Raw genomic sequence first — 14743 nt, 5'->3', positions numbered from 1 at the left:
CCAGAAACGCCTCAGGCGACGAGTAGCGGTGCCATCCAGGTGATCTCGGCGGGAAGCTGCGCATTCCAGAACGCGCTGTCGTGACCGCCGGGGGAGAACCCGCCCGCGGGCGGAGTGGGCAACCCGGCGATGAACTGCCTGGTCGCCGACGCGAAGGGATCTCCGTTCCCGCAGTCGATGCGGATCGGGATCGAGTCAAGGGCGGGTAGGTCCCAGACGCTGTTCGCCGCATAGTCCTCGGCGCCGTCGAAGGCGCCGGGAGCCGTTGCTCCCGACGACGTCCACAGGGCGGGGCTGACCGCGCATATCGCCGCGGTGCGCGCCGGCCCGAGTCGCCCACCGAGGAGTAGCGCCCCGTAACCGCCCATCGACCAGCCCAGGAATCCGACGCGGGACGTGTCGAGCCCCTGGTCCGCCAGCGTCGGGATCAACTCGTCGAGCACCATGGCGCCCGAGTCCTCGCCCGAGGCGCGTCGGTGCCAGTAGCTGCCACCTCCGTCGACCGCCACCACCGCGAACGGCGGGAGACCGGCGGCGACCGCTTGTGCGAGACCGTGTTCGACACCGCCCGCCATCACAGCGGCGGCATCACTACCCTTACCGTGCAGCGCGATGACGGGGCGCAGTGGTCCGGTCTGACCGGGTGGCCGCGCGATCGCCCAATTCGTCGAAACCCCACCGCGCGCCGCGGAGACGAACGATCCCGTGACGTAGGTTGGCACGGGCGTCGCGGTGGCCGGAGTTTGCCCGAGCGTCGTCGATAGTGCGTAAGCGCCCGCCGCACCGAGCGCGGCGCCGGCACCGAGACGCAGGACTGCGCGACGGTTCAGGTCTGGCATGTGGGCCATCATGCCACCGGCGTCTGGACCGATCTGACCGAGGCAGGAAGGCAAGGGAACTCAAATTATGAGCAACACCCGATGATTGATCGAAACCGCTATGCCGCGACCTCGCGACTGGCAGCATGCAAAGCGTGACGGCAGCAGTCACCCCCAAGGGTGAGAGGCGACGGTACGCGCTTGTCAGCGCGGCCGCCGACTTGTTGTGCGAGGGCGGCTTCGATGCCGTCCGGCACCGCGCCGTCGCCCGCCGGGCCGGGCTGCCGCTGGCGTCCACCACGTACTACTTCTCCTCGCTCGACGACCTGATCACCAAGGCGGTCGAACACGTCGGCTCGCGCGAGTCCGAGAAGCTGAACCTGCGCGTCGCCGGGCTCTCGCGCCGCAAGCGGGGTGCCGAGTCCACCGCCGATGTCCTCGTCGACCTTCTCGTCGGCGACGGGCCCGGAACACGCGAGTCCGAGGAACTGATCTCCCGGTATGAGCGCTACATCGCATGCGCGCGCCAGCCCGGCCTGCGCGATGTGCAGCGCCGGATGATGCAACAACGCTCCGATGCGGTGCTCGAGGTGGTCGAGCGTTCGGGCCGCGCCGTGCGCGAGGAACTGCTCACCGCACTGGTGTGTGCTGTCGACGGGGCCGTGGTCGCGTCGTTGGTGGGCGTCGGGGAGGGGCCGCGGGCCACCGCGCGCGCAACCCTGGTGGAGGTCATCGACGTCCTGGCTCCCTACGACACCACCGGGGTTTGACGAGCGCCGCTGCGGGCTACTGCCTAGGGCAATGAACACCACCAGTGTGCTGACTGGCGTCGTTGACGCCGTTCTGGACCGATCACTGATCGGCTACACGAAACTCGGCTCCGGAATCCGACGACTCTGGTGGCCCGCCGACCCGCCCGCGCGGGCGCTGGCCGGCAAGCGTGTCGTGGTCACCGGCGCCACGGCCGGCATAGGTGAGGCGATGGCCACGTCCTTCGCCCGACTCGGTGCCACCGTGCACCTGCTCGGCCGCAACCCCGACAAGGTCAGGCAGTCGGCTGGCGTCGTGCGCCGCGAGGCTCCGGGTTCAGTCGTCATCGACGAGATCTGTGACATCGGCGATCTCGCGGCCGTGCGGGCATGGACCGACGACCTGTCCGGGCGAGTCGACGCCCTGGCCGGTCTCGTGCACAACGCCGGGGCGATGCCCAGGGAACGCACCGAGACCCCGCAGGGCCACGAGACGCAACTCGCCTGTCATGTCCTCGGGCCACACCTCATCACGGAGCGTCTGCTGCCACTGCTGAACGCGGCCAAGGGGTCGTCGGTGGTCTTCATGTCCTCGGGCGGGATGTACAGTGCCCCACTGCGCGTCGACGATATCGAGTCGACCGGAGGTGACTACGACGGCGTCCGGGTCTATGCGCGCACCAAACGTATGCAGGTCGTCCTCGCCGAGGCATGGGCTGATCGACTGGCGGGCACCGACGTCCGCGTCGAGAGCATGCACCCGGGCTGGGTCGAGACACCAGGTGTCGCCGACGCGCTGCCGACGTTCCGCACCATTACCCGCCCGCTGCTCCGAGACGCCGCGGACGGCGCCGACACCGCGGTGTGGCTGGTGGCCACCAGGCCGGAGTCCAGACCTCACCACTTCTGGCACGACAGGGCGCAGCGTCCCACCACATTCGGGTGGCAACGCGGGCAGGATCCAGCCGCGGTCAGCTTGTTCCTCGGCCAGATCACGGCGATGACCGACACCGCCAACGTCTGGTCAGGATCGGCGAATTGACCAGCGAAGCACGCGACTCTGGCTGATGATGGACTAAACCGGCGATGTGCCAGGAGGTGTCATGACTCAACCAGACACGGTCGAGGAGCAGCCTCAACTCAAGCGGGTGATGGGGCCTGGACTGCTGCTGTTGTTCGTCGTCGGTGACATTCTCGGCACCGGCGTCTACGCGCTGGTCGGCGACGTTGCCGCCGAAGTCGGTGGCGCGGCCTGGGTTCCGTTCCTGGTGGCCTTCCTGGTTGCCACCGTCACGGCGTTCAGCTACCTCGAACTCGTCACCAAGTACCCCCAGGCCGCGGGCGCTGCGCTGTACGCGCACAAGGCATTCGGGATCCAGTTCGTCACCTTTCTGGTGGCGTTCATCGTGATGTGCTCGGGCATCACGTCGGCGTCCACCGCATCCCGCTTCTTCGCCGCGAACTTCTTCACTGCCTTCGACTTCGACTGGGGCAAGGCCGGAATCGTCGTCGTCGCACTGCTGTTCATGGCCCTCATCGCGGCGGTGAACCTGCGCGGCGTCGGCGAGAGCGTCAAGCTCAACGTCGTCCTGACCGTCATCGAGATCACCGGTCTGCTACTCGTGGTCGGCGTCGGATTCTGGGCCTTCGGCGGCGGTGGCGCCGACGTCGACTTCGCCCGCGTGGTGGCCTTCGAGACCGCTCAGGACAAGAACGTCTTCCTGGCCGTCACCACGGCGACGTCGCTCGCGTTCTTCGCGATGGTGGGCTTCGAGGACTCGGTGAACATGGCCGAGGAGACCAAGGACCCAGTCCGGATCTTTCCCAAGGTGCTGCTGACCGGTCTCGGCATCGCGGGCGTCGTCTACGTCGTGGTGGCCATCGTCGCTGTGGCACTGGTGCCCGTCGGCGTGCTCGAGGCCAGCGACACCCCGCTGGTCGAGGTCGTCAAGGCCGGCGCACCAGGGCTTCCGATCGAGACCATCCTGCCGTTCATCTCCATGTTCGCGGTGTCCAACACGGCGCTGATCAACATGCTGATGGCCAGCAGGCTCATCTACGGCATGTCCCGCCAGCACGTCCTTCCGCCGGTGCTCGGAACGGTGCACCCCAGGAGTCGTGCGCCGTGGGTGGCCATCGTGTTCACCACGCTGATCGCGTTCGGCCTCATCTTCTATGTGACCGCGTTCGCGAACAGCAATGCGATAGCCGTACTCGGTGGCACCACGTCACTGCTCCTGCTGGCCGTCTTCGCGATGGTCAACGTCGCCGTGCTGGTGCTGCGCCGCGACGTGCGTGCGGTCGGCGGGCACTTCAGGACGCCCACAGCGCTACCCGTCGTCGGCTTCCTCGCATCGGCGTACCTGGTGCTGCCGTTCTCGGGCAGACCCGTTCAGCAGTACGTGCTCGCCGGGATCCTCATCGTGATCGGCATCGTCCTGTTCTTCATCACGATGGGAATCAACCGGCAGCTCGGCATCCGTGGCGCGGGCATCACCGACCCGGTTCATCTCGGCGAGGCGCCTGATTAGCCAGGCCGGCACGTAGGCGTTCTAACCTGTTCTGCAACAGCTCTTTTCGGTGCGCGTTCCCGTGCAGTGCGAGATAGTCGTCGCCGAACACGGCCAGCAGCGCGTCGTCGAGGCGCCGTACCGCACCCGCCGGGTAGCGGTATCCCATCGCCTTGTTGATCGCCTCCTCGTCGACCCGATCGAGGACTGCCGTCAGCTCGTCGAGTGAGGTGATGCCGAGTTCCAGCAGCAGACCCGAGATCCAGCCGTAGTGGTCGGTGCGCGACCAGCCCGCGTCGGCGTAGCGGTTGCCCAGGTAGGTGGCGAGCACCGGGGTGGCGACACGCGGATCCGTGGACGGTTCCTCGTCCGTCGTCTCCTCGTCCACCACGGTGGAGCGCAAGCGTTCGCGGATGGCGGTGAACTCGCCGTCGGCCAATTCGAGAAGACCCGCGGCGAGTGCGAACCGGCGATCCAGATCGGGCGCGTGCTCGGCGGGGATCGAACCCTTGTAGCGGACGTCGTGCTCGAACTCCGCCCACGCGTGCTGCAGAACCGTGCGGAGCTGGATCGAGGCCGGCTGCTGCTCGCCCTCCACCCCGACCAGCAGGTGCCTGCTGGCGTAGCCCCAACGGCCCTCGCGTGCGGTCTCGACGCCCCAGTCCCGATCCTCGAGCAGCCGCAGCTCCTGGGCGAGCAGCGTGGCGACCGTAGCGACGTCGTCACGCAGGTAGGTGATGACGCGCAACCCGATCTGGTCGGTGATCTCCACCAGCGGGTCGCTGAACATGGGCTGGTCGTCAACCATCCGGGCGGCCTTGGCCGCGAACGACTCGACGCTCTTGGTGCGCGCGGTGATGCTGAGGTAGTTGATGCCTGCGTCGTCGAGCAGCGCCGTCACCAGCTGAAGGTAGTGATCGGTGGAGATGACGAGGGCGGGGCGGCGCGCCACGTATTCGGCGACGGCGGCGCGTGTGGCGGCAGAGGCCGGTTCCGACTTCTGCGGCAGCAGCCCCACCGGCAGCGTCGGCGTGAGGATGTAACCGGTGTCGGCGTCGCCGTAGATGGTGACGTCATCGGGCCGGCGCACGGAGTGGAGCGCGATGTACGCACACAGAACCGCGTCCACGGGATCCTCGACGCGGCGGAGCTCGCTCTTGGTGGTGGCCCCCTCGGCCGCGCGACGCAGCCGCTGCCAGTCCTCGTTGGGCTCGACGCGCAGCGTGACGTCGGCGTCGGCCAGGCCCTCGATGAGGTCCATCAACTTCAGCAGCTCCGAACGCAGCTGGTCGATGTCGCGGCCGGGTTTGGCCTTGTACTTCAGCGTCCGGCCGAGCCGGAACAACGCCACCGAGGCGGCGTGCGGGTAGACCTCGAGCGCGCGGCGCGGATGTGCCGACCGCGGGTCGAGGTCGAGGTCCAGAGCCGCGGCGAGGCGCCCACCGCGCGTGCCGTCGGCGAACTCGGGCTTGCCGGTGTTGGACGGGTGCGCGCCGGACTGGAAGGCGCGGAAGTCGCGGTTCAGCGCCGCCTCACACGGCCTGTTGCCGGTCGGGTTCGTCACGATGAGCGGCGCATCGATCCCGACGACGACATCGCCGCCGACGTAGGGCTTGATCGCCTTGGTGATGCTCTTGTCATCAGTCTGTGCGGAGACGTGCAGGAGCGCGCCGTCGGCGTCGATCACGGCGACACCGGTCGGCTTGCGTTCCCCCCACGCAAGGTCGAGACCCACGAAGTACATGGGGTCAGCTTGCCCCACTCGGAACGTAAGCTGTGCTTCCGTGACGATTCCGAATGTCTTGGCGAACAGGTACGCCAGCGATCAGATGACGGCAATCTGGTCGCCCGAGGCCAAGATCGTGGCCGAGCGGCGCCTCTGGCTGGCCGTGCTGCGCGCGCAGGCTGAGCTGGGCGTCTCGGTGCCCGAAGGCGTGATCGAGGACTACGAGCGGGTGATCGACGACGTCGACCTGGGCTCCATCGCCGCCCGCGAGCGGGTGACCAGGCACGACGTGAAGGCGCGCATCGAGGAGTTCAACGCGCTGGCCGGCCACGAGCACGTGCACAAGGGCATGACGAGCCGCGACCTGACCGAGAACGTCGAGCAGCTGCAGATCCGGCGCTCGCTGGAACTCGTGCACGCCCACGGCGTCGCGGTGGTCGCCCGGCTCGCCGAACGGGCGGTGCTCTACCGCGACGTCGTCATGGCCGGCCGCAGCCACAACGTCGCCGCGCAGGCCACCACGCTGGGCAAGCGGTTCGCCTCGGCGGCCGAGGAGACGATGCTGGCGCTGATCCGGCTCTCTGAGCTGATCAACCGCTACCCGCTGCGCGGTATCAAGGGCCCGATGGGCACCGCGCAGGACATGCTCGACCTGTTCGACGGCGACACCGAGCGGCTTGCCGAGCTAGAGCGCCGCATCGCCGAATTCCTGGGCTTCAACGTAGTTTTCACCAGCGTCGGCCAGATCTACCCGCGTTCACTCGACCACGACGTGGTGTCCGCGCTGGTGCAGTTCGGTGCGGGGCTGTCATCGATGGCTCACACCATCCGGCTGATGGCCGGCCACGAACTGGTCACCGAGGGATTCGCGGCCGGGCAGGTCGGTTCCTCGGCGATGCCGCACAAGATGAACACCCGCTCATGCGAGCGCGTGAACGGTCTGCAGGTGATTCTGCGCGGCTACGGCTCGATGGCGGCCGAACTCGCTGGCGCGCAGTGGAACGAGGGTGACGTCTTCTGCTCGGTGGTGCGTCGCGTGGCGCTACCCGACGCGTTCTTCGCCGTCGACGGGCAGATCGAGACCTTCCTGACGGTGCTCGACGAGTTCGGCGCCTATCCGGCGGTGATCCAGCGTGAACTTGACCGGTACCTGCCGTTCCTGGCCACCACCCGGATCCTCATCGCCGCGGTGCGTGCCGGGGTCGGGCGTGAGACCGCCCATGAGGTGATCAAGGAACACGCCGTCGCCGTCGCGTTGGCGATGCGCGAGAAGGGGTCTGAGCCGGACCTGCTCGACCGCCTGGCAGCCGACCCGCGGCTGCCGCTGGACCGCGCGGCGCTCGACGCCGCGCTGGCCGACAAGGCGGCGTTCAGCGGCGCCGCCGGCGCACAGGTCGACGCCGTGGTCGCCGCAGTCGACGATCTGGTCCGCCAGTATCCGGAGGCGGCCAGCTACACCTCCGGCGACATCTTGTGACGATGGGCGCCGCGCTGGCTGAGGTCGACTTCACCGATCTGGACAACTTCGCGTCGGGATTCCCGCACGATCTGTTCGCACGGCACCGCAGCGAGGCGCCCGTGTACTGGCACGAGCCCACCGAGCACACCCCCGACGGCGAGGGCTTCTGGTCGGTGGCCACCCACGCCGAAACCCTTGCGGTGTTGCGGGACCCGGAGACGTACTCGTCGGTGACGGGCGGCGCCCGGCCGTTCGGCGGGACGCTGCTGCAGGATCTGTCCATAGCGGGCCAGGTGCTCAACATGATGGACGATCCGCGGCACTCGCAGATCCGTCGGCTGGTCAGCTCGGGTCTGACCCCGCGGATGATCCAGCGGGTGTCCGATGATCTGCGCTCGCGCGCCCGGCGGCTGCTGGACGCCGTGGAACCCGGTGTGCCGTTCGACTTCCTGGTCGATGTCGCCGCAGAACTGCCGATGCAGATGATCTGCATCCTGCTGGGAGTGCCGGAGTCCGAACGGCATTGGCTCTTCGAGGCCATCGAGCCGCAGTTCGACTTCGGTGGTTCGCGCACCGCGGAGGTGTCCCGGCTGTCGGTCGAGGAGGCCGGTTCGCGGATGTACTCCTACGGTCAGGAGCTGATTGCGGCCAAGCGCGCGGCACCGACCGACGACATGCTGTCGATCGTGGCCAACGCGGCCGTGGACGACGGCGGCGGACTGTCGGATCTGGAGCTGTACCTGTTCTTCAGCCTGCTGTTCAGCGCGGGCGCGGAGACCACCCGCAACGCGGTGGCAGGCGGGCTGCTGGCATTGATCGAGAACCCGTCGCAGATGGCGCTTCTACGCGACGACGTGGAGCTGCTGCCCGGGGCCATCGAGGAGATGGTGCGGTGGACGTCACCGTCACCGTCCAAGCGCCGCACCGCCACGCGGGATGTGCAGCTGGGTGGCTGTGCGATCAAGGCCGGGCAGAAGGTGCAGATCTGGGAGGGATCGGCGAACCGCGACTCCGCGGTGTTCGTCGACGCCGACGTGTTCGACATGACGCGAAAGCCCAACCCGCATCTGGGATTCGGTCAGGGCGTGCACTACTGCCTGGGTGCCAACCTTGCTCGCCTGGAGCTGCGGGTGCTGTTCGAGGAGCTGTTGAGCCGGTTCTCGTCGGCGGAGTTGGTGGCGCCCGTCGAGTGGACGCGCAGCAACCGGCACACCGGAATCCGGCACATGGTGGTCGAACTCGCCTAACCCTCTGCGATTTGGGCGCGTTTCGGAGCGTCGCGCGCTCCTTAGCGCGCCGAAATCGCGCGGTTGACTTCGGCGATCACCCGTTCCGGGTACTCGGTGAGGTCCAGCCAGGTGAATCGGAGCACCTGCCAGCCCGCCAGGGCGAGCGCGTTCTGCTTCACGCGGTCGCGCTGAAAGTCGTCGGGGTCGCTGTGGAAGGCCAGGCCATCGATCTCGATGGCCACCTTGGACGCCTCGAACGCGTAGTCGACCTCGTAGCCGGCCACCCGCTGATTGGCCTTCCACCCGGTGATGCCGGCTTGCCTCAACAGTTGCGCGAAGAGTCGCTCGGCGGCCGACCGCGCCCCGCCGTCGGCCGCTTGGAGCAGCCTTCGCGCCGCGGGGGAGCCGTATCGGCCCTTGTTTCGCAGATGCGCATTCCACAGCGGGCGGAGGTTGGTGTGCCGTTGAAGCGCCGTGTCCATCAGATTTGGGCCACCACCGCGCTGCACCGATGCCTCCACCGCCGTCAGGGGTAGAGCTGTCACCTGCAGGTCATCGCGCTCGACGACGTCGGCCGGCATGAGGTCTCGTCGGCGTAAACGCGTTCCTTGCCGACTGCGCCCATGACTGTTCCTCGGCACCGTCACCTCGACCACTTCAGGTGCGAACTTCGTCAGGCCGAACCACCACGCCGCGGCTAGGCCGCTCGCCGTCGCGCGTGGTCCGTAACCCCACACCGACGCCCGGATACGTGCAGCATCGGTGAATGCGCGATCGTCGACGAAGAAGACGCCCTGCGAGCAGCGTCGCCAATGACCAGACCGAACGTGTCTGTTGACCGCATGTCTGGACAGACCACAACGCGCGGCCTGGTCAAGCGTGATGACACCGTCGTGGAGGCGTAGGAGATCGTCGAGCACGAACATTCAGACGCACGCGGGCATCGAATGGCGCCCTCCGGTGTGACTTCGGCGCGTTTCGGAGCGGAGCGCGCTCCTAACCGCGCCGAAATCGCGAGGGGTTGGGGGGTTAGTGGCGGCGGGCGATGCCTGCCGAGCGCAGCTCCAGGTTGGCCAGGCCGCGAACGGCGACGGCGTCATCGCGCCGCCAGGCGCCCACCGGGTCGATGCTGACCTCGGCGAGCCTGGCCAGCGGCCGATTCGCCAGTGCCCGCAGCGCCAACAACTGCTCACCGGCCGGGGTCGAGGCCAGTGTGATCGCCGTCCACTTGCGACGGAAGAACTTGATCCGCAGGAACAGCCAGGGCATCGCGATGAACAGGATCGGTGGCGCCGCGACGGCCAGCGCCAGCACCACGGCCAGCCAGGTCGCCGTGGTGTCGAGGTTCTGCCCGGCCCCGGCGATGTCGAGGGCGGCCTCACTGGCGGCGCGCAGCGGTTTGGCCAGGGAGTCGCCCACCAGCGGGAAGTTGTCCGCGTTGTCGCCCGCCGAGTTGAGGTTGCCCGCTACGCCGGTGGCGCCGTCCTCGACCTGCCTGCCGACCTCGGCGATCGTCGACACCGCGGTGTGCACCGCCAGGCCGACGGTGATCCATATGACGGTCCAGACGAGCACCACCAGATCGCTGATCACCTGGCGCAGCAGCCGGGCGGGTGTGGTGGCGTAGGGGACGTACTTGGAACTCATGGATCGATCCCAACACAGCCGGGCCGATAGGCTTGCCCAATGCGCCCAGCTCTTTCGGACTACCAGCATTTGGCCAGTGGCAAGGTTCGCGAGTTGTATCGCATCGACGACCAGCATCTGCTGTTCGTCGCATCGGACCGCATCTCGGCATTCGACTACGTCCTGGACAGCGCGATTCCCGACAAGGGCCGCGTCCTGACCGCGATGAGCGTCTTCTTCTTCGACCTCCTCGACGTGCCCAACCACCTCGCCGGCCCACCCGATGACCCGCGGATCCCCGCCGAGGTACTCGGCCGCGCGCTGGTGGTGCGCCAGCTCGACATGATCCAGGTGGAGTGCGTGGCCCGCGGCTACCTGACCGGGTCGGGGCTCATCGACTACCGCAAGACCGGCTCGGTGTGCGGTATCCAGCTGCCCGAGGGGCTCACCGAGGCTAGCAAGTTCGCCGAGCCCCTGTTCACTCCGGCGTCCAAGGCCGAACTCGGGCTGCACGACGAGAACATCACGTTCGGCGACGTCATCGCGCTGGTCGGTGCCGAACGCGCCGAGCAGCTGCGCGACGCCACCCTGGCGATCTACAGCAAGGCGGCCGAGCACGCGCTGAGCCGGGGAATCATCCTCGCCGACACCAAGTTCGAGTTCGGCGTCGATGCCGATGGAAATCTGGTGCTGGCCGACGAGGTCTTCACCCCCGACTCGTCCCGCTACTGGCCGGCCGACACCTATCAGGCGGGTGTCGTGCAGCCCAGCTTCGACAAGCAGTTCGTCCGGAACTGGCTCACCAGCGGAGACTCTGGGTGGGATCGCGGCGCAGACGTGCCGCCGCCACCTCTGCCGGCACACGTCGTGGCCGCCACCAGAGATCGTTACATCGAAGCCTACGAACGTATTTCGGGGCTCAAGTTCGCGGATTGGATCGGAAACGAATGACGAGTACACCGCCGACAGCCAAGCGTGTCGACCACCGACGCGAGCACCACGGCGACGTCTTCATCGACCCCTACGAGTGGCTGCGGGACAAGTCGAACCCCGATGTCATCGCCTACCTCGAGGCGGAGAACGCCTACACCGAGACGCAGACCGATCATCTCGAGCCGTTGCGGCAACAGATCTTCGACGAGATCAAGGCCCGCACCAAGGAGACCGACCTCTCCGTGCCAACCCGTCGCGGTGACTGGTGGTACTACGGGCGCTCCTTCGAGGGCAAGCAGTACAGCGTGCACTGCCGTTGCCCGCTAACCGATCCCGACGACTGGACGCCGCCGCAGTTCGACGAGCACACCGAGGTTCCGGGTGAGGTGATACTGCTCGACGAGAACGTCGAAGCCGAGGGGCACTCCTTCTTCTCCATGGGTGCGGCGACGGTGAGCGTCGACGGGCACACCCTGGCGTACTCGGTCGACGTGGTTGGCGACGAGCGCTACACGTTGAAGTTCAAGGACTTACGGACCGGTGAGCTCTACGAGGACTCCATCGTGGGCATCGGAGCCGGTGCCACCTGGGCCGCGGACCATCGCACGATCTACTACGTCACGGTCGACGATGCATGGCGGCCCGACACCATCTGGCGCCACCGTATCGGCGCTGGCCTACCGGCCGAGAAGGTCTACCACGAACCCGACGAGCGGTTTTGGGTGGGCGTCGGCCGCACGCGCAGCGACAAGTACCTCTTCATCGCCGCGGGTAGCTCGGTCACCACCGAGGTGTTCTACGGTGATGCCGCCGATCCGGAGGCCACGTTCACGTCGGTGCTGCCGCGGCGCGAGCTGGTCGAGTACTCCGTCGAGCACGCCGTGGTCGGTGGCGAGGACCGCTTCCTCATCCTGCACAACGACGGTGCCGAGAACTTCACCCTGGTCGAGGCGCCGGTCAGCGATCCGACCGCGTTCCGCACCCTCATCGAGCACCGTGAGGACGTCAGGCTCGACGGGGTCGACGCCTTCGACGGCCTCCTCGTGGTGAGCTACCGCAGCGAGGCGCTGCCGCGGACCCAGTTGTGGCCCATCTATGCCGACGGTAACTACGGTCGCCCCGCGGAGATCGAGTTCGACACGGAGTTGACCTCGTCGGGGTTGGCGGGCAATCCGAACTGGTCGGCACCGCGCCTGCGAGTGGCCACCACCTCGTTCGTGGTGCCGCTGCGCGTGTACGACATCGACCTGGCGTCGGGCGAGCGGATCCTGCTGCGCGAGCAGCCCGTGCTGGGCGACTACCGCCCCGACGAGTACGTCGAGCGGCGGGACTGGGCGATCGCCCCCGACGGGGCGCGCATCCCGGTCTCGATCATTCACCGCGCCGGGCTGCAGTTCCCGGCGCCGACACTGATCTACGGCTACGGCGCCTACGAGTCCTGCGAGGATCCCCGGTTCTCCATCGCGCGCCTGTCGCTGCTGGATCGCGGTATGGCCTTCGTCATCGCGCACGTGCGCGGGGGTGGCGAACTGGGCAGGCCGTGGTACGAGCACGGCAAGCTGCTGGAGAAGAAGAACACCTTCACCGACTTCATCGCGGTGGCAAGGCATCTCGTCGATACCGGGGTGACGCGCCAGGAGAACCTGGTCGCGCTCGGTGGCAGCGCGGGCGGCCTGTTGATGGGTGCGGTGGCGAACATGGCACCCGAGATGTTCGCCGGAATCCTGGCGCAGGTGCCGTTCGTGGACGCATTGACCACGATCCTGGATCCCTCGCTGCCGCTGACCGTGACCGAGTGGGACGAGTGGGGCAACCCGCTCGCGAACGAGGACGTCTATCGGTACATGAAGTCCTACACGCCGTATGAGAACGTCGAGGCCAAGCAGTACCCGGCCATTCTGGCGATGACGTCGCTCAACGACACCCGGGTGTACTACACCGAGCCGGCGAAATGGGTTGCGGCACTGCGGCACGCGCAGCTCGACCCGGCCAAGGACGCACCCCGTGTCCTGCTGAAGACCGAGATGACCGCCGGGCACGGTGGGATCAGCGGACGCTACGAACGGTGGCGGGAGGCGGCGTTCCAGTACGCGTGGTTGCTAGCCACTGCCGACGGCGACCACCACGGCGGCGGCGAGATAGACCACCTCTTCCGCGGTTCTCACGTCTAGTCGAGACTTCATCGACTTGGGCGGGTTGGGCATCCGGGCCGCATAGACGTTGGCGGGGAACATGACGAGCATCAGGACGAACAGGCACGCTGCCGCGGCCACTCGTGTGGGCGGGTAGAGCAACCCTGCGGCGCCGAGCAGTTCGAGCACGCCGGTGATGCTCACCAACAAGGCGGGTGCTGGCATTCGTGGCGGGACGATGGCGATCATGTCGCGTCGCATCCCCGGCGCGAAGTGCGCGCCGCCCGTCATCGCGAACATTACGGCGAGGCCGACGGCGATGGCCTGTGGCCACCCGTCGACGTAGTCGACGCCCAGCCATCCGACGACACGAGCCGCGAGGCTTCCGAGGACCAGTGCGAGCAACACGGCCATGGTGGCACTCCTAATCTAGACAGTGGCAAGATAACCGTATCAGCGATCTATCCGCTGTCAAGATTCCCGGCTACGATCCTGGATGTGAGCAAGGAGACCTACCACCACGGCGATCTGCGGGCCGCCATCCTTGCCGAGGCGGCCGTACTGGTGGCCCAACGCGGAGCGGACGGCATCTCGCTCCGCGAACTCGCCCGCGCGGCCGGTGTCTCGCACGCGGCACCGGCACACCACTTCGGCGACCGCCGCGGCCTGTTCACCGCGCTGGCCGCCGAGGGCTACCGGCTGCTTGCCGCCGCGCTGGCTGCGGCCACGCCGGATTTCATCGACGCCGCCAAGGCCTACGTCCGGTTCGCGCTCGACCACCCCGGCCACTACGCCGTGATGTTCGACAGATCGCTCTACGACGACACCGATCACGCACTCGTCGAGGCGGAGGCCGCCGCGGCGGATGAACTCAATCGCGGTGTCGGCACGCTGGGCGACGCCAAGGCCAAGGCCGACCCCGAGGGTGCCGCGCTCGCCGCGTGGTCGATGGTGCACGGGTTCGCACTGCTGTGGCTCAACGGCGCAATCGACACCGCGGGCGACCCCATCGACACCGTCGAACGACTCGGCGCCATCATGTTCGACGGATGACGGTGTTAGCGTCGAGGACGTGAGCCTCAAAGAGATCGCCCTGACCACGCTCGACGGCAAACCCACCACGTTGGCCGAATTGTCGGACGGTGCAACGCTGGTCGTCAACGTCGCGTCCAAGTGCGGCCTGACCCCGCAGTACACCGCGCTGGAGAAGCTGGCCAAGGAGTACGGCGACCGCGGCCTCACGGTCGTCGGCGTGCCGTGCAACCAGTTCATGGGTCAGGAACCCGGGACGCCCGAGGAGATCGCCACGTTCTGTTCGACGTCCTACGGCGTGACGTTCCCGCTGCTGGCCAAGGTCGACGTCAACGGTGACGACCGGCACCCGCTGTACGCCGAACTCACCAAGGCCGCCGACGCCGAGGGCGAATCCGGTGACGTGCAGTGGAACTTCGAGAAGTTCCTGCTGGCACCCGGCGGCGAGGTCGTCAACAGGTTCCGGCCGCGCACCGAGCCTGACGCCCCCGAGGTGATCGGCGCCATCGAGGCCGTCCTGCCTCGCTGA

The 14743-nt window shown here is 67.6% G+C and carries 14 protein-coding genes; 9 read left to right on the top strand and 5 right to left on the bottom strand.

Annotated elements, in window-relative coordinates:
• Nucleotides 1–11: 11 nt before the first annotated feature.
• Nucleotides 12–851, bottom strand: coding sequence for an alpha/beta hydrolase-fold protein (locus ABIA65_RS12220; RefSeq protein WP_354523769.1), 840 nt, complete (start codon nt 849–851; stop codon nt 12–14).
• 113 nt (nt 852–964) lie between these two features.
• On the opposite strand from ABIA65_RS12220, the gene ABIA65_RS12215 reads away from it, so the two are divergent.
• The 3 genes from ABIA65_RS12215 to ABIA65_RS12205 all read left to right on the top strand — a co-directional run bounded on the left by ABIA65_RS12215 (nt 965) and on the right by ABIA65_RS12205 (nt 4098).
• Entirely contained in the window at nt 965–1588 is a 624-nt protein-coding gene (locus ABIA65_RS12215) for a TetR/AcrR family transcriptional regulator (RefSeq protein WP_354523654.1), read from the top strand.
• A gap of 31 nt (nt 1589–1619) precedes the next feature.
• Nucleotides 1620–2609, top strand: a complete 990-nt coding sequence (locus ABIA65_RS12210; RefSeq protein WP_354523653.1) for an SDR family NAD(P)-dependent oxidoreductase — start codon at nt 1620–1622, stop codon at nt 2607–2609.
• Nucleotides 2610–2670: 61 nt separating this feature from the next.
• The gene (locus tag ABIA65_RS12205) at nt 2671–4098 is read left to right on the top strand and encodes an APC family permease (protein WP_354523651.1); all 1428 of its coding nucleotides are present in this window, start codon (nt 2671–2673) and stop codon (nt 4096–4098) included.
• Here ABIA65_RS12205 and relZ read toward each other — a convergent pair.
• On the bottom strand, nt 4061–5821 hold the full coding sequence (gene relZ / locus ABIA65_RS12200) for a bifunctional ribonuclease/(p)ppGpp synthase (RefSeq protein WP_354523650.1): 1761 nt from the start codon (nt 5819–5821) through the stop codon (nt 4061–4063). The genes ABIA65_RS12205 and relZ overlap by 38 nt on opposite strands.
• A gap of 40 nt (nt 5822–5861) precedes the next feature.
• Here relZ and purB point away from each other — a divergent pair, with 40 nt between their 5' ends.
• The gene (gene purB, locus ABIA65_RS12195) at nt 5862–7280 is read left to right on the top strand and encodes an adenylosuccinate lyase (protein WP_354523649.1); all 1419 of its coding nucleotides are present in this window, start codon (nt 5862–5864) and stop codon (nt 7278–7280) included.
• 2 nt (nt 7281–7282) lie between these two features.
• Nucleotides 7283–8509, top strand: coding sequence for a cytochrome P450 (locus ABIA65_RS12190; protein WP_502919547.1), 1227 nt, complete (start codon nt 7283–7285; stop codon nt 8507–8509).
• A 41-nt stretch (nt 8510–8550) separates the two neighbouring features.
• Here the strand turns inward: ABIA65_RS12190 and ABIA65_RS12185 are convergent, their stop codons facing one another.
• Together ABIA65_RS12185 and ABIA65_RS12180 are read right to left on the bottom strand one after the other, a co-directional pair.
• Nucleotides 8551–9411 carry a PDDEXK-like endonuclease domain-containing protein gene (locus ABIA65_RS12185; protein ID WP_354523768.1) on the bottom strand — a complete coding sequence of 287 codons (861 nt, stop codon included), beginning with the start codon at nt 9409–9411 and terminating at the stop codon, nt 8551–8553.
• Between the two features lie 109 nt (nt 9412–9520).
• Nucleotides 9521–10138 carry a hypothetical protein gene (locus ABIA65_RS12180; RefSeq protein WP_354523647.1) on the bottom strand — a complete coding sequence of 206 codons (618 nt, stop codon included), beginning with the start codon at nt 10136–10138 and terminating at the stop codon, nt 9521–9523.
• A gap of 39 nt (nt 10139–10177) precedes the next feature.
• Here ABIA65_RS12180 and ABIA65_RS12175 point away from each other — a divergent pair, with 39 nt between their 5' ends.
• Together ABIA65_RS12175 and ABIA65_RS12170 are read left to right on the top strand one after the other, a co-directional pair.
• Entirely contained in the window at nt 10178–11068 is an 891-nt protein-coding gene (locus ABIA65_RS12175; RefSeq protein WP_241403081.1) for a phosphoribosylaminoimidazolesuccinocarboxamide synthase, read from the top strand.
• A complete protein-coding gene (locus ABIA65_RS12170; RefSeq protein WP_354523646.1) occupies nt 11065–13221 on the top strand; it encodes a S9 family peptidase in 2157 nt (718 codons plus the stop codon). The genes ABIA65_RS12175 and ABIA65_RS12170 overlap by 4 nt, the downstream gene beginning before the upstream one ends.
• On the opposite strand, the gene ABIA65_RS12165 is transcribed toward ABIA65_RS12170, so the two are convergent.
• Nucleotides 13150–13596 (bottom strand): DoxX family protein, encoded by a 447-nt coding sequence (locus ABIA65_RS12165; RefSeq protein WP_241403083.1) that lies wholly within the window; start codon nt 13594–13596, stop codon nt 13150–13152. The genes ABIA65_RS12170 and ABIA65_RS12165 overlap by 72 nt on opposite strands.
• 84 nt (nt 13597–13680) lie before the next feature.
• On the opposite strand from ABIA65_RS12165, the gene ABIA65_RS12160 reads away from it, so the two are divergent.
• Nucleotides 13681–14235: a TetR/AcrR family transcriptional regulator gene (locus ABIA65_RS12160; protein WP_354523645.1), complete on the top strand. Its 555-nt coding sequence runs from the start codon at nt 13681–13683 to the stop codon at nt 14233–14235.
• Nucleotides 14236–14254: 19 nt separating this feature from the next.
• Nucleotides 14255–14743 carry a glutathione peroxidase gene (locus tag ABIA65_RS12155; protein WP_354523644.1) on the top strand — a complete coding sequence of 163 codons (489 nt, stop codon included), beginning with the start codon at nt 14255–14257 and terminating at the stop codon, nt 14741–14743.

Source organism: Mycolicibacterium sp. 624 (assembly GCF_040548615.1).
Taxonomy (GTDB): Bacteria; Actinomycetota; Actinomycetes; order Mycobacteriales; family Mycobacteriaceae; genus Mycobacterium.
The sequence above is the reverse complement of the archived record's forward strand: the minus strand, read 5'-3'. Positions and strand labels throughout refer to the sequence as shown.